The 15,440-nt window shown below is 68.6% G+C and carries 17 protein-coding genes, 1 tRNA gene and 1 pseudogene; 11 read left to right on the top strand and 8 right to left on the bottom strand.

The genetic code is table 11. From position 1 onward, the window contains the following. Nucleotides 1–28 precede the first annotated feature (28 nt). From ACUZ2Y_RS16240 to ACUZ2Y_RS16215, 6 genes are all read left to right on the top strand, one after another. Nucleotides 29–826, top strand: coding sequence for a DeoR/GlpR family DNA-binding transcription regulator (locus ACUZ2Y_RS16240; protein WP_476319627.1), 798 nt, complete (start codon nucleotides 29–31; stop codon nucleotides 824–826). Beyond that, on the top strand, nucleotides 823–1,929 hold the full coding sequence (gene galT, locus ACUZ2Y_RS16235) for a galactose-1-phosphate uridylyltransferase (RefSeq protein WP_476319625.1): 1,107 nt from the start codon (nucleotides 823–825) through the stop codon (nucleotides 1,927–1,929). Before ACUZ2Y_RS16240 ends, galT begins: the two co-directional genes overlap by 4 nt. A gap of 20 nt (nucleotides 1,930–1,949) precedes the next feature. After that, nucleotides 1,950–3,662 carry a S1C family serine protease gene (locus tag ACUZ2Y_RS16230; RefSeq protein WP_476319623.1) on the top strand — a complete coding sequence of 571 codons (1,713 nt, stop codon included), beginning with the start codon at nucleotides 1,950–1,952 and terminating at the stop codon, nucleotides 3,660–3,662. 259 nt (nucleotides 3,663–3,921) lie between these two features. Then, nucleotides 3,922–4,614, top strand: a complete 693-nt coding sequence (locus ACUZ2Y_RS16225; protein WP_476319621.1) for a response regulator transcription factor — start codon at nucleotides 3,922–3,924, stop codon at nucleotides 4,612–4,614. Further along, a complete protein-coding gene (locus ACUZ2Y_RS16220) occupies nucleotides 4,614–5,666 on the top strand; it encodes a sensor histidine kinase (protein ID WP_476319619.1) in 1,053 nt (350 codons plus the stop codon). The genes ACUZ2Y_RS16225 and ACUZ2Y_RS16220 overlap by 1 nt, the downstream gene beginning before the upstream one ends. 64 nt (nucleotides 5,667–5,730) lie before the next feature. Beyond that, nucleotides 5,731–6,231 carry a MogA/MoaB family molybdenum cofactor biosynthesis protein gene (locus ACUZ2Y_RS16215; protein ID WP_187223340.1) on the top strand — a complete coding sequence of 167 codons (501 nt, stop codon included), beginning with the start codon at nucleotides 5,731–5,733 and terminating at the stop codon, nucleotides 6,229–6,231. 192 nt (nucleotides 6,232–6,423) lie between these two features. Here ACUZ2Y_RS16215 and ACUZ2Y_RS16210 read toward each other — a convergent pair whose 3' ends face one another. From ACUZ2Y_RS16210 to ACUZ2Y_RS16190, 5 genes are all read right to left on the bottom strand, one after another. Next, complete coding sequence (locus ACUZ2Y_RS16210) at nucleotides 6,424–6,591, bottom strand: hypothetical protein (RefSeq protein ID WP_476319617.1); 168 nt, start codon at nucleotides 6,589–6,591, stop codon at nucleotides 6,424–6,426. A gap of 30 nt (nucleotides 6,592–6,621) precedes the next feature. Beyond that, a complete protein-coding gene (gene mscL / locus ACUZ2Y_RS16205) occupies nucleotides 6,622–7,020 on the bottom strand; it encodes a large conductance mechanosensitive channel protein MscL (protein ID WP_476319615.1) in 399 nt (132 codons plus the stop codon). Between the two features lie 51 nt (nucleotides 7,021–7,071). Next, on the bottom strand, nucleotides 7,072–7,656 hold the full coding sequence (locus tag ACUZ2Y_RS16200; protein ID WP_476319613.1) for an SAF domain-containing protein: 585 nt from the start codon (nucleotides 7,654–7,656) through the stop codon (nucleotides 7,072–7,074). 128 nt (nucleotides 7,657–7,784) lie between these two features. Beyond that, entirely contained in the window at nucleotides 7,785–8,105 is a 321-nt protein-coding gene (locus ACUZ2Y_RS16195; protein WP_476319611.1) for an FmdB family zinc ribbon protein, read from the bottom strand. 97 nt (nucleotides 8,106–8,202) lie between these two features. Continuing rightward, nucleotides 8,203–8,817: a 5-formyltetrahydrofolate cyclo-ligase gene (locus ACUZ2Y_RS16190; protein ID WP_476319609.1), complete on the bottom strand. Its 615-nt coding sequence runs from the start codon at nucleotides 8,815–8,817 to the stop codon at nucleotides 8,203–8,205. Between the two features lie 24 nt (nucleotides 8,818–8,841). Here ACUZ2Y_RS16190 and ACUZ2Y_RS16185 point away from each other — a divergent pair, with 24 nt between their 5' ends. The 5 genes from ACUZ2Y_RS16185 (at nucleotide 8,842) to ACUZ2Y_RS16165 (ending at nucleotide 12,715) form a co-directional block, all read left to right on the top strand. Beyond that, nucleotides 8,842–9,732: a UTP--glucose-1-phosphate uridylyltransferase gene (locus tag ACUZ2Y_RS16185; RefSeq protein WP_476319607.1), complete on the top strand. Its 891-nt coding sequence runs from the start codon at nucleotides 8,842–8,844 to the stop codon at nucleotides 9,730–9,732. A gap of 39 nt (nucleotides 9,733–9,771) precedes the next feature. Beyond that, entirely contained in the window at nucleotides 9,772–10,995 is a 1,224-nt protein-coding gene (glp, locus tag ACUZ2Y_RS16180; RefSeq protein WP_476319605.1) for a molybdotransferase-like divisome protein Glp, read from the top strand. After that, nucleotides 10,988–11,638, top strand: a complete 651-nt coding sequence (locus ACUZ2Y_RS16175; protein ID WP_476319603.1) for a GNAT family N-acetyltransferase — start codon at nucleotides 10,988–10,990, stop codon at nucleotides 11,636–11,638. Before glp ends, ACUZ2Y_RS16175 begins: the two co-directional genes overlap by 8 nt. A 180-nt stretch (nucleotides 11,639–11,818) precedes the next feature. Beyond that, nucleotides 11,819–12,586 carry a divisome protein SepX/GlpR gene (gene sepX / locus ACUZ2Y_RS16170; RefSeq protein ID WP_476319601.1) on the top strand — a complete coding sequence of 256 codons (768 nt, stop codon included), beginning with the start codon at nucleotides 11,819–11,821 and terminating at the stop codon, nucleotides 12,584–12,586. A 56-nt stretch (nucleotides 12,587–12,642) separates the two neighbouring features. Further along, nucleotides 12,643–12,715, top strand: a tRNA-Ala gene (locus ACUZ2Y_RS16165). A gap of 643 nt (nucleotides 12,716–13,358) precedes the next feature. Here ACUZ2Y_RS16165 and ACUZ2Y_RS16160 read toward each other — a convergent pair. The 3 genes and pseudogenes from ACUZ2Y_RS16160 to ACUZ2Y_RS16150 form a co-directional block, all read right to left on the bottom strand. Further along, nucleotides 13,359–14,348, bottom strand: a pseudogene (locus ACUZ2Y_RS16160) (recombinase family protein); the annotation flags it as partial. Nucleotides 14,349–14,441: 93 nt separating this feature from the next. Further along, nucleotides 14,442–14,882, bottom strand: a complete 441-nt coding sequence (locus ACUZ2Y_RS16155) for an ImmA/IrrE family metallo-endopeptidase (RefSeq protein WP_476331867.1) — start codon at nucleotides 14,880–14,882, stop codon at nucleotides 14,442–14,444. A gap of 175 nt (nucleotides 14,883–15,057) precedes the next feature. Further along, nucleotides 15,058–15,420 carry a helix-turn-helix domain-containing protein gene (locus ACUZ2Y_RS16150; RefSeq protein ID WP_476319599.1) on the bottom strand — a complete coding sequence of 121 codons (363 nt, stop codon included), beginning with the start codon at nucleotides 15,418–15,420 and terminating at the stop codon, nucleotides 15,058–15,060. Nucleotides 15,421–15,440 lie beyond the last annotated feature (20 nt).

Below are 15,440 nucleotides of genomic sequence, written 5' to 3'. Positions count from 1 at the left end.
CCCGCGTTCGACCTTGTAGGATTATGTTGTGCTCGCACGTCAGCGACAAGAACTGATCCTGGACGAGATCCGCCGCACCGGCGCCGTCCAGGTCCACGCGCTGGTCACAAGACTCGGCGTGTCCGACATGACGGTCCGCCGAGATCTCGATGTCCTGGCCAAACGCGGGCTCCTGGAAAAGGTGCACGGGGGCGCCACCTCGGTGATCGGCCGGAGCACCGACGAGCCCGGATTCGAGGCGAAGTCGGTCCGGGCCCTCCCGGAGAAGGAAGCGGTCTCCGCCCGCGCCGCGGGCCTCATCCGGCCCGGCACCGCGATCGGGCTGTCCGCGGGCACCACCACGTGGACGTTCGCCCGGTTCCTCGCCGACATCCCGGACCTGACGGTGGTCACCAACTCGATCCGCGTCGCCGACGTCCTGCGCCACGCCGGCCGCTCCGACCGCACGGTCGTGCTCACCGGTGGCGTGCGCACCCCGTCGGACGCGCTGGTCGGCCCGGTCGCCGTGCAGTCGCTGCGATCGCTGCACCTGGACATGGTCTTCCTCGGCGTCCACGGCATGTCCGACAGCGCCGGCTACACCACGCCCAACCTCGACGAGTGCGAGACCGACCGCGCGCTGGTCGAGGCGGGCGGGCGGCTGGTCGTGCTCGCCGACCACACCAAATGGGGTGTCGTCGGCATCTCCACCATCGCCGACCTGGAGGAGGCTGACGTCCTGGTCACCGATGAGGGCATTCCGGACGACGCGCGCGAAGTGCTGCAAGAGCGCGTCGGCGAACTCGTGATCGCGTCCGTGCCCGCAGCGGTCGAGGCCGACCAGTGAGGCGGACGGAAGGCAAGCTCGCCGACGGCAGGCAGATCCTCTACTTCGACGATTCCCCCGACGCGCCCCCGCGCACGGCCGTCGACCAGCGCGACCTGACGCCCGCCGAGAACACCTCGCAGATCCGCCGCGATCCGCTGACCGGCGAGTGGGTCGCCCTCGCCGCACACCGCCAGACCCGCACGTACAAGCCGCCCGCCGGGCTGTGTCCGCTGTGTCCGTCCACCGACGACAGGCCGACCGAGATCCCGGAACCGGGCTACGACGTGGTGGTCTTCGAGAACCGCTTCCCCTCGTTCGCCCCGCATGCGACGGCCGCCACGGCGACCGGTCTCGTGCCCGCCGCGCCGGGCGTGGGCCGCTGCGAGGTGGTCTGCTTCACCGACGACCACTCGGTGTCCTTCGGGGCGCTGCCGGTCAGCCGGATCCGCACCCTCGTCGACGTCTGGGCCGACCGCACCGCCGCGCTCGGCGAGCTGCCCGGCGTCGAGCAGGTGTACCCATTCGAGAACCGCGGCGACGAGATCGGCGTGACGCTCAGCCACCCGCACGGACAGGTCTACGGCTACCCGTTCATCACTCCGCGCACCGCCCGGATGCTTGAGGTCGCCGCCGCCTACCAGGCCGAACACGGCCGCCCGGTGATGGGCGACGTCCTCGCCGCCGAACGCGCCGAGGGCACCCGGGTGCTCATCGACTCGGCCCACTGGACCGCCTTCGTGCCCGCCGCGGCACGCTGGCCGGTCGAGGTGCACCTCGTCCCACACCGCCAGGTCCCCGACCTGCCCGCGCTCACCGACGCCGAACGCGACGACTTCGCCGAGGTCTACCGGCAGGTGCTCGGCATGCTCGACGGCCTCTACGACCGTGAGCTTCCCTACATCGCGGCCTGGCACCAGGCGCCGGTCAACACCGGCCGCGACCTGGCATGGCTCCATTTGCAGGTGTTCTCGATACTGCGAACGGCCGACCGGGTGAAGTATCTTGCCGGTTCGGAGTCCGGAATGGCCGTCTGGATCAACGATGTGACCCCGGAAGACCTCGCTGTGAGATTGTCGAGTTCACGGCCTTCGCACAGGACGGTCTCAGGCGCTTCTCAGTAGACTGGCGCAAGGTAGGGGACATGACGGACGACAGGCCCGAGGACACGCCCGGGGAACCGGGACTTCAGGTCAACCCGTGGTCGGCGCAAGCCGCACGGGAGTCGGGGAACCCGGTGGAAAGGGTGCAGGGCCCAGACCACCAGGCGTTCGACCCCAGGGTGCGCGGGGTGCAGGGCCCCGCGCACCCAGGGCCGGACAACGCCGAGGGCACGACCGACCCGCAGGACCACGGCTCACGCGAGGTGCAGGGCCTCGCCGAGTCGGAAACCGGTGGCCGAGTGGCCGGGGAGCAGGGCCCCGGCCACTCGACCACCGTGGGGTACACCCGCGAGGACTACCTGGGCCGTCCGCCCGAGAACGACACAGACTCCGCCGAAGCGCAGCCGACGTTCGAGCAGCTCGCCGCCTACCCCGGCACCCAGTCCGATGGCCCGGCAGTCGCCGCGGACCCTTGGTCGGCCGGTGTGGCGAGCCCGCCGCCCAACCAGCCCGCCGTGGGACCGGAGCAGCCCGGGTATTCCGGCCGGGACCAGGTCCTCTACGGCACCGCGTTCACCGGTCACCACAGCTATGCGGGGCAGCCGGTGGCCGATCCCTACGCCCCGCCCCACCTTCCGCCGCCGCAGCGGATCGCCGCGGCCGAGCCGCCGCGCCGCAAGACCGGGGGACTGGTCGCGGGCATGACCGTGCTCGCGCTCATCGTCGGCGGTGCCGCGGGTGCCGCCGGCGGGTATCTGGTCGCCGACTCGCGCTCGCCGGTGAGCACGTCCAGCGCCTTGGACGCGCCCAAACCCGCGAAGCAGGCGTCCACGCCCGCGCCGGAGGGCTCGGTCGAGGCGGTCGCGCAGAAGGTGCTGCCCAGCGTCGTGCAGTTGCAGGTGCGTGGCCGGTCCTCCGCGGGGGAGGGGTCCGGTTTCGTCATCAGCCAGGACGGCCTGATCGTCACCAACAACCACGTCGTGGAAGCCGCCGCCGACGACGGGGAGATCGTCGCGGTGTTCCAGGACGGGCGCACCGCCAAGGCGACCATCGTCGGGCGGGACCCGTCATCGGACCTGGCCGTGGTGCGCGCGGAGCGGATCTCCGGGCTCACCGTGGTCGAACTCGGCAGCTCCGGCGACCTGCGGGTCGGCCAGAGCGTGGTCGCGATCGGCTCACCGTTCGAGCTGTCCGGCACGGTCACGTCGGGCATTGTCAGCTCGCTGAACCGGCCCACCCGCGCGGGCGGTGAGGACGGCAGCCAGGCCACGGTCATGGACGCCATCCAGACCGACGCGGCGATCAACCCGGGCAACTCCGGCGGCCCGCTGGTCAACATGCGCGGCCAGGTCGTCGGCATCAACTCGGCCATCTACAGCCCGCGCTCCGGCTCAGGCGCGGGCGGCTCGGTGGGCATCGGCTTCGCCATCCCGATCGACCAGGCCAGGCGCACCGCCGAAGAGATCGTCAAGACCGGAAAAGCCACCCAGACCGTGCTCGGTGTCAGCGTCCGCGACAACAGCGGCGGCGGCGCCCTCATCTCCCAGGTCGTGCCCGGCGGCGCGGGGGAGAAAGCCGGACTGACCGCGGGCGACGTCATCACCAAGCTCAACGACCGCCGAATCGACACCTCGGACGCACTCGTCGCGGCAGTCCGATCCCATGCGCCGGGGGACAAAGTCAAGCTGGTAATCGGCGACGGTGCGCGTACAGTCGAGGCAACGCTTGCGGGACAGCCAGTGGAAACCGAATAGGACACTCCTATATAGGATCTCCGGTCTGTTGGCCCCAGGCCGGACTGGGTCTCCGACAGGAGCCAGGCACAGGAGTCGCAAGCGGACGGATCGCAACCCTCGCCCGCCCGCCTGCGGCTCCTGTCGCGCGTTCCAGGCTGCTTTCTCGGCCGGCCTTCGCCTGACTCTTACGGTCCGCTGACGATCCGGCGCCGATCACTGCTTTCCTGGTCCGGCTGGTTCACGATGGACGGTGAACCCCTGGTGAGAGGCGGAACCGATGGAACCGACCGGCCGGGTGCTGGTCGTCGACGACGATCTCACCGTGTCCGACGTGGTGCGGCGCTACCTGGAGCGCGACGGACACCAGGTGGCGCTCGCCGACAACGGTGAGGACGCGTTGCGCTGGATCGCGGAGAACGAGCCCGATCTGGTGGTGCTCGACCTCATGCTGCCCGGCATCGACGGCCTGGAGGTGTGCAGGCGGCTGCGTGAGCACAGTGCCGTGCCGGTGGTCATGCTCACCGCGCTCGGCGAGGAGGAGAACCGCATCGCCGGGCTGCAGCTCGGCGCCGATGACTACGTGACGAAACCCTTCAGCCCCAAGGAACTCGCGCTTCGCGTGACCTCCGTCCTGCGCCGGGCGCGGGCCGCGGCGCCGGTGCGGGCCAAGGACCTTGTCGACGGTGACCTCAGGCTGGACGCCGCCGCGCGCAAAGCCACAGTGGACGGTGCCGAGCTGGCGCTGACCACCCGCGAGTTCGACCTGCTGGAGTTCCTGATGAGCCACCAGGGGGAGGCCTTCACCCGCGAGCAGCTGCTGGACCGGGTCTGGGGCTGGAACTTCGGCGACCAGTCCACCGTCACCGTCCACGTGCGACGGTTGCGGGAGAAGATCGAGCGGACCCCGGCGAAACCGACCCGCATCGTCACCGTGTGGGGCGTCGGGTACCGCTACGACGGGGAGCGCTGATGGTCGCGTCCGGGGAGTCCCTCAGGGAACTGCTCCTGCACCTCTGGCACATCCTGCCGTTCGCCCTGCTGACGGTGCTGCCCGTCGTCCTGCTCGGCGCCCTGCTGCTTCGGGCGCTGCGCAACGGTTCGCTGTCCTCGGCGATGACCGTTCTCGTGCTGGTTCCGGTCGCGGCGGTCGTCGTCGGTGTCCTTGGCATCAGCGGATTCATGTTCACCACCACGCTGACCACGATGCTGTTGATCTGCCTGCTGGTCACCCTGGTCACCGTGCCCCTGGCGGTCCTGCTGGGCAGGCGCATCGCCCGCCGCAGTGTCTGGGAGCACGAGGCCCGTGAACGCGAGCGCGCCGCCGAAGCCTCCCGCCGCGAACTGGTCGCCTGGATCAGCCACGACCTGCGCACCCCGCTCGCGGGCATCCGTGCCATGGCCGAGGCCCTCGCCGACGGCGTGGTCACCTCACCCGAGGAGGTCTCCGGCTACGCCCACCGCATCGGCGGCGAAACCCGCAGGCTCTCCACCATGGTCGATGACCTGTTCGAGCTGTCCCGCATCACCGCGGGCGCCCTGCGGCTCACCATGTCGGCGGTCCCACTGCGGGAAGTCATCAGCGACGCCCTGTCCGCCCAGACACCTGTCGCCGAACGCAAGCGCGTCCGGGTGCGGACCGACGCCCAGGTCTGGCCGGTGGTGCTCGGCAGCGACCCGGAACTCGCCCGCATCGTCTACAACCTCGTCGCCAACGCCATTCGCCACACGCCGCCGGACGGCACGGTCGCCGTCCAGGTCGGGGTCGAGGGCGGCGACGCGGTCCTGTCGGTCGACGACTCCTGCGGCGGCATCCCGGAAACGGAACTCACCCGCGTCTTCGACGTCGCCTTCCGCGGCACCAGCGCCCGCACACCGCGCCCGGACGACCACGTGGGCGGGGGACTCGGCCTGGCCATCGCCAAGGGGTTGGTGGAGGCCCACCACGGCCGCATCGCGGCCCGCAACCACGGCCCCGGATGCCGCTTCGAGGTCCGCCTGCCGCTCGCGGCCGGGCACACCTGAGAGGTCGGCAAGAAACGGTCACCTTCAGGGGCCGGGTTCGGTCGGGGCGGCTAGGTTGGTGGACATGGAACGCAGCGCGCAACGGCTCGGCAGGGCCCTCGTCGTCATCGTCGACGATCGGGTGGCGCACAAGGAACATGAGGACACGGTCGGACCGCTGGTGACCGAGCTCCTCGAGGAAGCGGGCTTCATCGTCGACGGCATCGTCCCGGTCGAAGGCGAGACGGTCGCGATCCGCAACGCGCTCAACACCGCGGTGATCGGCGGCGCCGACCTCGTGGTGACGGTCGGCGGCACCGGGGTCTCCCCCCGCGACGTCACTCCGGACGCCACCCAGGGCGTGCTCGACCGCCCGATCCCCGGCATCGCCGAGGCGCTGCGCTCGTCCGGTCTGGCCGCGGGCGCGGTCGACGCGGGCATCTCGCGCGGCTTGGTGGGTGTCTCGGGCAGCACACTGGTGGTCAACCTCGCCGGCTCGCGCAGCGCGGTCCGCGATGGCATGGCCACCCTGTCGTCCCTGGTGCCCTACGTGATCGGCGAACTCTCCGGCCTCGACGGCAACTGACTGCACCGCCTCCCCGGAATTTTGAGTTGGGGTCACCTGGCGGGCGGCCGCGGCGGATAGTGGGTGACCGTGGTCGGCCGCCGTCCCGGTACCCCTTGGGCTGCGGTTTGGTGGGCGGTTGGGCGGCTGACAGCGAGTCCTCGGTTCGGGACTGCCGAACCGGGGACTCGCTGTCGTTCGTCTGGGTGTTAGCTAGCCGCCGTGGTGGGGTGGGCGGTTGAGGCGGTACCACTCGTCGCGGTCGTCGTCGCCCTTCGGCGGGTCGCGCTCGTCCGAGGTCGTCTCGGGCAGCACGTCCCCGAAGATGGCGTCGAGATCGCGCCTGCGTCGGTGTTCGTCCTCGGTCGGCTGCTCGCTCATGCGTCCATCATCCCCGACGCCCCCAAGGGGCTAGCGGATCTGCTGCTGGCGGAGCAGGTCGCGGATCTCGATGAGCAGCTCGACATCGGTCGGCTCAGACGGGCCGGGCTCCATGCCGCGCTTGCGGCGCGACTGGATGCGTTGCACCGGCAGCACGATCAGGAAGTACACGACCGCCGCGATGATGACGAAGTTGATGACCGCGTTGATCACTGACCCGAAGTCCATGAAGGTGGACGGGTTGTCGCTCAGGATCTTGAAACCGAGTCCCTGCGCCGCGTCGGAGCCGCCGATCGCGTTGATCAGAGGCTTGATCAGGCCGTCGGTGAACGCGGTGACGATGGCGGTGAACGCGAGACCGATGATCAACGCGACCGCCAGGTCGATGACGTTCCCGCGCATCAGGAAGTCTTTGAAGCCCTTCAGCACCTGGGCACTCCAATCATGACGAACGGCGAATACACCGTACGGGGGAATGAACTATCGGAGGGTAACGGCTACCGGCCGTTCCAGTGAGCTCGAGGCGACCCTGGCCGCGGAATCCCTCGCAAGGGCGATAAGCAGCAGACTCCCGCGACGTCCACCGTTCACCTGATCGTCACGCCGCACCGTCACCACGGTCGCGTCGCGCGCCAAGACCACCGCTTCGCCGCCGCGCTTGTCGGTGGAAACGATGTCCACCCGCGACCCGGGCCGCACCAGTTCGGCGACCGCCGGATCCGATAAGCGCACCGGCACCGCGGCGAACCCGGGCCCGACCGCCGAAGGCCCGACCAGTCGCGTCTCGGTTATCGGCTCACCCTCGCCCGTCGCCCCCGCCAGCACCCGGCCGGCGACGGCGTCCGGCTCGGTGAACGCGGCCCGCGGGACGACCTCAGGCGGCGCCCGCACGACCCGGACGTCCGATGTCGACAGATCCACACCGGGCGCCAGGGCGCGGGAGGCGACGAGCATGGGGGCCGTGCGGTCGGCGACCGGGCGCAGCCACAGGACCGCCGCGAGCAGGACAAGGACGGCGGCGACAGACCGCCGGAGTGTGAGTGAACGGGTGGTGAAACGCGGCACGACGGCTCCCGGAGATCGAGATGGCTGACGACCTCGACGTTAGGGAGTTCGGGCGGTGCCGGGAACCCAGAGCGCCCAGGCTGTGGATGCCCGCCCGGGCGCTGTGGACAACTACGGCGTGAAGCGGCTCAGGAAGCCTTGGCCGTGGTAGTGGACGTCGTGCTCGACGAGGTCGAGGACGACGAGGTGGACGGGGACGACGCTGTCGAACCCGACTCGGACTTCGCCGGAGTCGCGGCGGGAGTGGCCGCGGGCGCGGTGGTGCTCGGCCCGGAGCGGCTGTCCGTGCGGTAGAAACCGCTGCCCTTGAACACCACGCCGACCGAGCCGTACAGCTTGCGCAGGCGACCGGCGCATTCCGGGCACTCGGAAAGAGCGGCGTCGGTGAACGACTGCACCGCGTCGAAGCGGTGCTCGCACGCCGTGCAGGCGTACTGGTACGTGGGCACGATGGCTCCCTCTCGAAACCTGGCACTCGGCCAGCCGGAGTGCTAACCCCAATTCTGCGACACCACGCGTGCGGAGCGCAAACATCTCCGCCGGATCTCACAGTCGCGGCAGCTGGATGAGGCCCCGTCCCGGGGTCAGCGCGGCGGTCATCAGCACGTCGTGCGGCTCCCGCGGCAGCCGGTCGACCGTCTCGTCGTCGCGTACGACCGCCACCAGCGGGGTGTCCGGGGCCGCGATGACCAGCGTCCGGTCGTAATACCCCGCGCCACGGCCCAGCCGCACCCCCGCGCGGTCCACGCCCAGCGCGGGCACCAAGACCATGTCCGCGATCCGCAGCGCCGCGGCGCCCAGCCGTTCGCCGATCGGCTCCAGCAGCCCGAACGGACCCGGCCGCAGCGAGTCTTGCCCCGCGTACCACGCCCAGTCCAGCGGACCCTCGCCCGCGACGATCGGCAGCAGCACCCGAACCCCGTGCGCGGCGACATCGTCGAGCATCTGCACCGAGCCAGGTTCCGAGCCGATCGGCACGTACGCGCACAGCGTCTGACCGCGCCGCACGACCTTTCCGCTGGTCAGCAGCGTGGTGAGCTGGATCGCCTCGGCGAAGCGGGCGCTCGCGGGCAGGCGGCGGCGCCTGTTGAGCAACGTCGAGCGCCACTGGTCCTTGGTCCACTCGCGTGCGTCTTCGAGATCACTCCCAGGCGAAGCCACACCACGAGGTTAGGCTGCGTGCCCATGAGCGCGTCGACCGCATTCACCACCGCCATCGTCCCAGCGGCAGGCCTTGGCACCCGCTTCCTGCCCACGACCAAAGCAGTCCCCAAAGAATTGCTCCCGGTGGTGGACACGCCGGGCATCGAATACGTCGCCGCGGAAGCCGCGGAGGCGGGCGCGACGCGCCTGATCATCGTCACCTCGCCCGGCAAGGACGCGGTGGCCGACTACTTCCGCCCACAGCCCGACCTGGAGCGCACGCTCGAAGAGCGCGGCAAGACCGAACTCCTGGCGAAGGTCCGCCGCGCCCCCGGGCTGTTGGAGGTCGAGACCGCGATCCAGGAGAAGGCGCTGGGCCTGGGGCACGCCGTCGGCTGCGCCGAAGGCAACCTGCGCGGCGACGACGAGGCCGTCGCCGTCCTGCTGCCCGACGACCTGGTCCTGCCGACCGGCGTGCTGACCCGCATGGCCGCCGTGCGCGCGAAGTTCGGCGGCTCGGTGCTGTGCGCGTTTGACATCCCGCGCGACCAGATCTCCGCGTACGGCGTGTTCGACGTGGTTGACACGGACGATCCCGACGTCAAGCAGGTGCACGGCATGGTGGAGAAGCCACCCGCCGCCGAGGCGCCCTCGACCTTCGCCGCCGCCGGCCGCTACCTGCTCGACCGCGCGATCTTCGACGCCCTCAAGCGGATCACCCCGGGCGCGGGCGGCGAACTCCAGCTGACCGACGCCATCGCGCTGCTCATCGCCGAAGGCCATCCGGTGCACGTGGTCGTCCACCGCGGCGGAAGGCACGACCTCGGGAATCCCGGGGGTTTCCTGCGTGCCGCCGTGGACTTTGCCCTCAAGCACCCGGAGTATGGGCCCGACCTGCGGGAATGGCTGCGGGAACGGGTTGCCGGCGTGTAGATGCCGGGTCCAGGACGCGATTGGTGACAAGGTAACCGGATGAGGTCAGTCGACGAGCAACTCGCCAGGGCGCTGGCGGCCGCGGTCCGGCCCGCCCCCGTGCGGGTCGCCATCTCCGAGGCGCAGGGCCTGCTCTGCGCCGAGGAGGTCGTTGCCGAGCGCGCGCTGCCGGGGTTCGACCAGGCGGCGGTGGACGGCTACGCCGTGCGCAGTGTCGACACCCAGGCCGCGGGCGAGGAGCCGGTGCAGCTGCCGGTCGTCGGCGAGATCGCCGCGGGCTCACGGCAGCCGCGCAGGCTCCAGCCGGGGCAGGCCGTGCGCATCGCCACCGGCGCGCCGCTGCCCACGCTCGCCGACGCCGTGCTGCCCACCGGGTTCACCGACGGCCACCACGCGAAGGTCACCGTGCACCAGCCGGTGCCGTCGGCGGGCTATGTCCGGCGCACCGGTGAGGACGTGCAGACCGGCGACGTCGCGGTCCGCCGGGGCGCGGTGATCGGCTCGGCCCAGGTAGGTCTGCTCGCCGCCGTCGGCCGCTCCAAGGTGCTCGTCTACCCAAGGCCCCGGGTATCGATCATCTCGGTCGGCGACGAACTGGTGGACATAGACCGCACTCCCGGACAGGGGCAGGTCTACGACGTCAACTCCTACGCCCTTTCCGCCGCCGCCCGCGACGCGGGCGCGGAGGTCAACCGGGTCGGGATCCTGGAGAGCGACCCGAAGCGGCTGCGCGAGATCGTCGAGAGCAGGCTGCTGCTGTCGGAGATCGTGGTCATCGCGGGCGGTGTCGGCGGCGAACTGGCCGAGGAGGTCCGTTCGGCGATCCAGGACCTCGGCGAGGTCGACATGACCAGGGTCGCGATGCACCCCGGTTCGGTGCAGGGCTTCGGCAGGCTCGGTCCCGACGCCGTGCCGACGTTCCTGCTGCCCGGCAACCCGATGAGCGCGCTGGTGGTCTTCGAGGTCATGGTCCGCCCGCTCATCCGGGCCGCCCAGGGCAAGCGCAACCCGCACCGCCGGGTGGTCACCGCCCGGCTGCTCTCGCCGATCACGTCCACGAAGGACCGCCGCGGCTTCCTGCGGGGCCAACTGCTGCGCGACGAGTCCAACGGCGAGTACCTGGTCCAGCCGCTCGGGCTTTCCGGCTCGCACCTGCTGGCGTCGCTGGCCGAGGCGAACTGCCTGGTGCTCGTGGCCGAAGAGACGACCGAGGTCCCCGTCGGCGAGCAGGTGCAGGTCAGCTTCCTCGCCCAGCGTGGCTAGCGTGCCCGCGGGCAGCCACCCGGGTTGGCCCGCCCGCCTCGGCCCGCTTGCCGTGGGCGCGGGCGTGGTCGAGGTGCGGGCGCCGAGGCTGTGGGACGCCGCCGCGTGGAGCCGCATCCGTAAACGCGACCAACGGCACCTGGAGAACTGGGAGCCGTCGGTCCCCGGGTCGTGGGCCGAGCGCAACGCGGGCATCGCCTGGCCCGCCCAGTGGTCGACGCTGCGCGCCCTGGGGCGGCGCGGGATGTCGCTGCCGTTCGTGATCACGGTCGACGGCGAGTTCGCGGGCCAGATCACCGTGGGCAACGTGATCCGCGGCTCGCTGTGCTCGGCCTGGGTGGGCTACTGGGTCGACAGCGAGGTCACCGGCGGGGGCGTCGCGACCGCTTCCGTGGCCCTCGTTGTCGATCACTGCTTCGCCTCGGCCGGGCTGCACCGGATCGAGGCCACGGTGCGCCCGGAGAACGCCGCGAGCCTGCGTGTGCTGAGCAAGCTGGGCTTCCGCGAGGAGGGCCTCTTCCGCCGCTACCTCGACGTGGCGGGCGACTGGCGTGATCATCTTTGTTTCGCACTGACCACAGAGGACATACCAAAGGGCCTGGTAGCGCGCCTGATCGCTGACGGCGGCGCGGATTTGCCATAACGGTGCCCGAAGTTCACGGCAAATTGGTTTGATCAAGGCCGTTACGGTGGAAGGTCCACTTACGAACTAGCCGAATGGGTGAACGTGGTCGGCGCGCCTCCGCCAAGGGTGTGACTGTTGTGACTAACGTGGCGAATGCAGGGACGCGTGCGTCGCAAAGTTCGGGGGAGGTGCCGGGATATGCCGAGCTCTTTGATCGTGGTCGCGCTCGTAGTGGCATGGCTCGTCGTCCTCGTCCCCATGGTCGTGCGCAAGCGCCAAGAAATCGCCAGAACAGCGGACTCCGCGCTCGCGGCACGAGTCGTGCGCAGCGGCAGCGCCCACGACCACGACCACGACGAAGAAGACGACCTGCACGACCTCCACGAGGAGGCCGAGGACACCCGGGAGGACTTCGCGATGAGCGACGTCGACGAGGTGGACCCCGAGCTCGACGAGCTCGACGAAGCCGGAATCGAAGACGACCCCGACACCGAAGTCCGCCGCTACCGCCCCGGCCGCGGCGGCTACGACCCCGACGCCGCCGCCCGCGCCGCCCGCGCCAAATACAGCTTCCGCCAACGCGTCGTCCTGCTGATGATCGCCCTCGCGGTCATTACGGTCGCCCTCGCCGCCACCCTGAACCCAACCCTCTGGTGGGCGCACGGCGCGACCGACCTCGCCCTCATCGGCTACCTCACCTACCTGCGCCGCCAGGTCCGGATCGAAGAAGAAATCCGCCAACGGCGCTACGCCCGCATGCCCGCCGCCCGCCGCTCCCACGCCCGGCCCTACGCGGACGAATACGACACCTACGAAGACGAAGACACCCGCCCCACCCGCGACCACGCCCCCACCCGCATGGCCCACCCCAGCGCCGTCGTCATCGACATCGACGACGAAGACCCCTGGTTCGACGAACTCGGCGACCCCTCACACCTGCCCTACCGCCGAGCCGTCGGAGAGTAGCCCCCCCCAACAACCCCGGTGCGCACATCCTGATACGCTTTCCGCGCACCAAGTTCGGGGCTGTAGCGCAGTTGGTAGCGCGTCTCGTTCGCATCGAGAAGGTCCGGGGTTCGATTCCCCGCAGCTCCACGTAACGGCGGCTATCACAACCTTGGCCCGCAAGGATCAAGGAGCCGCCTAGGTCAGACACAGGAGCGTCACCCAGGTTCGCCAGGGTGGCGCTCCTGTTCGTTTGGCGGACGATCCGGTACTCGCGGTAGGCGTCGGTCAGTGCTTCGAACGGCTCGTTGGCCTGGTGGTCGATGACCTTGCTGCCGTCGAGGTAGAGGCGGGTGAAGAACGCCTTGTTGAGGATGGTGCGTACGACTTCGTCACCGGCTCGGTAGGCGCGTGCGGGTTCGGTGAGCAGTTCGAGCGCGGCTTGGAAGATGGCTCGGCTGTGGTCGAGTTCCCCGCTGGCCGTGTCGAGCGTCTGTTCGATGTCTCGCCGTGCCGTGCGCAGCGCGGTGACCTTGTCACGCAACTTGTCCTTGGGCCACTCTTCCTCGGCAGCCAGATCGAGGAAGTAGTTCTCCTTGCGGTCGAGCTTGGCGAGTTCGCTGGCGTACTGGGCGCGCATGGCGTCCGTCAGCACCAGGTGACTACTCACCGCCTCATCCACGTCTGCACGCACCTCAGCGAGCCAATCAGCGGGCAGTGTGAGGGCGTAGGCGTAGTGGGCGGCCACAGCTTCCTCGGCGACCTCTACGGGGATGCCGGGCAGGTCGCACAAACCTTGCTGACGGCCTCGGCAGTAGAAGTAGTAGTACTCGCCGCCGTGCTGGCCTTTGACGTAGCTGACGACCAGCCGGTACTTGCAACGTCCGCAGTAGACCAAGCCCTTGAGGTAGTGGTTGTGGACACGCTGCCTGGTACCCGATCCGCCGTGGGAGTCGCTGACGCGCTGCGCCCGGTCGAACAGTTCGGGCTCGATCAGCCGTGGGTGCCTGCCCGCGTACTCCATCCCGTCGTAGGTGACGACACCGAGGTAGTAGCGGTCCCGGATCAGGTTGTAGAGCGTCTGTTCGGAGACCGGCTTTCCCGTGTGGGGCATCCGCAGTCCTGCACGGGTCAGTTCCGCGCGCAACTCGGCAATGTTGGGGTACTCGCCGCTGGACCACAGCTCGAACGCCATGGGGATGTAGTGGTGTCGGTCGGGGTCGAGGATGACGGTATTGACCTTGTGTCCGTCGACAGCAACCGTGGTGTTCAGGTAACCAAGCGGCGCTTTGTTGATAGTGCCGCCATTGCGTGCCTTGTTCCCCATCTTAATCTTGATGTCGTCGCCGCTTTGCTTGACCTGCAACCAGTTGAAGACGTCCATGATGGCCTTCATGGCCTGCGCCATGTTGCCTTCGCCGAACTCTTCCTTGGGCGATGCGGAGATGAGCTTGACGCCCAGCTTGCCGAGCGCAACCTCTGTGTTCCCGGCATCGACGTAGTTGCGGAAAGCGCGCGACCGCAGGTAGATGATCACGCCATGGACGTCCCGCTCGTCCCGGATGTCGCGCATCATCGTCTGAAAGACCGGCCGCTTCTCCAGCGTTTGGCCAGATTTGGGCGGCTCGACGTACTCACGAACGATGACGCCACCCAGCTCACGCGACTTGGCGTGCCCGATCTTTCGTTGGGTGTCGACCGAGTTGCCGTCCGGGTCGATATCGGCATCAGTGTCGGTCTGTCGTTTGGACGAGACGCGCAGGTACAGGAAGAACCGCAGCACAGGCTTCGTGGCGGCGTCACGGACTCGCTTGTTCGGCGAGATCGTGCTCAATTCGGGTCACCACCTTTGTTGTTAAAGGGCTACCACATCGCGCTAAGCAGCGCAGGGGTCGAGGGTGAGATCTGGAACGTGGATAAAACCGGCTGGGCGGAAGAAATGCTTCGTGGAGTTATATGGTCGTGGGATCAAGCCGAGTCGAGTGAGGCGGGTGCTCATGGCTTCCGGGGAGACGTTGAACAAGTTTGCGGTGAGGTCGATGTCTTTGGTTCGAAACCAGATCCGCTTCACTAGCTCGAACGGCATGAGCACATGCGCTGAGAACTCGTTGCAGATCAGCTCGATCTGAGCGCTCTGGCGGGTTGCGTTTCCGCTACCAAGACGCTCATGCAGTACGTCTGCGTCATCGAAGTCCAATACGTGCTTGAACTCGTGGAAAAGTGAAAATCTGGTTCGAGTTTCCGGTTCGTAGTCGCTGAGATAGATACGAATCTGGTTGTTGACAGCGTTGGTCGTCAGGCCGCTAGCCTGTTCCATGAGTCGATGGTTAGGCACAAACTCAACCGGGATGGCGCGCTGTTTGGTGAGCCAGGCATGATCGATCTCGGCTTCGTCGGCTTTTGCCCACGAGCGCAGATGGGCGGCTTGTGTGCGCGCTACCTGCAATGATTCGCCGTAGCTGAGTGGTCGTTTCGGTGCGATGGAACGTAGGTCAGTGATTAGTTTCGTCATCACCTCCTTGGTGGGGGTTCTTGTCACGGGGGTCCTCCTGTTCTTTACGTTTTGCTTGAAAATCTTCGATCAGTCCGGCCAGAATCTCAGCCTCGTCAGCTTTGACGCCGAACGCCTGACGAAAGTAGGACCGTACGTGGCGGCTCACACATATATTCAAATCAGCATCGTCTAATTCGGCCGCTATGCGTTGCAGAACCTCTACCGACAGGCTCTTCTTGCCATTTTCCAACCTGCTAAGAAATGCTGGATCCAGCGCAGTTGCTGCCGCCAGTTTGCGAACACTCATGTTGGCACGTGCACGTGCCCTGCGAATGAGTTCGCCTACTTCTTCGTCACTCATTACCCCTCCTTGACTTGATT

The sequence above is a fragment of the Actinokineospora sp. UV203 genome (assembly GCF_056323665.1).
This window is presented reverse-complemented; position numbering and strand designations above follow the sequence as displayed.

Bases quoted from the DNA above. Each gene is read 5' to 3' on its own strand.
- ACUZ2Y_RS16230 (WP_476319623.1), top strand. From the start codon at position 1,950: ATGACGGACGACAGGCCCGAGGACACGCCCGGGGAACCGGGACTTCAG.
- ACUZ2Y_RS16225 (WP_476319621.1), top strand. From the start codon at position 3,922: ATGGAACCGACCGGCCGGGTGCTGGTCGTCGACGACGATCTCACCGTG.
- glp (WP_476319605.1), top strand. From the start codon at position 9,772: ATGAGGTCAGTCGACGAGCAACTCGCCAGGGCGCTGGCGGCCGCGGTC.
- ACUZ2Y_RS16185 (WP_476319607.1), top strand. From the start codon at position 8,842: ATGAGCGCGTCGACCGCATTCACCACCGCCATCGTCCCAGCGGCAGGC.
- ACUZ2Y_RS16155 (WP_476331867.1), bottom strand. From the start codon at position 14,882: ATGGAACAGGCTAGCGGCCTGACGACCAACGCTGTCAACAACCAGATT.
- ACUZ2Y_RS16150 (WP_476319599.1), bottom strand. From the start codon at position 15,420: ATGAGTGACGAAGAAGTAGGCGAACTCATTCGCAGGGCACGTGCACGT.
- sepX (WP_476319601.1), top strand. From the start codon at position 11,819: ATGCCGAGCTCTTTGATCGTGGTCGCGCTCGTAGTGGCATGGCTCGTC.
- ACUZ2Y_RS16210 (WP_476319617.1), bottom strand. From the start codon at position 6,591: ATGAGCGAGCAGCCGACCGAGGACGAACACCGACGCAGGCGCGATCTC.
- ACUZ2Y_RS16215 (WP_187223340.1), top strand. From the start codon at position 5,731: ATGGAACGCAGCGCGCAACGGCTCGGCAGGGCCCTCGTCGTCATCGTC.
- ACUZ2Y_RS16220 (WP_476319619.1), top strand. From the start codon at position 4,614: ATGGTCGCGTCCGGGGAGTCCCTCAGGGAACTGCTCCTGCACCTCTGG.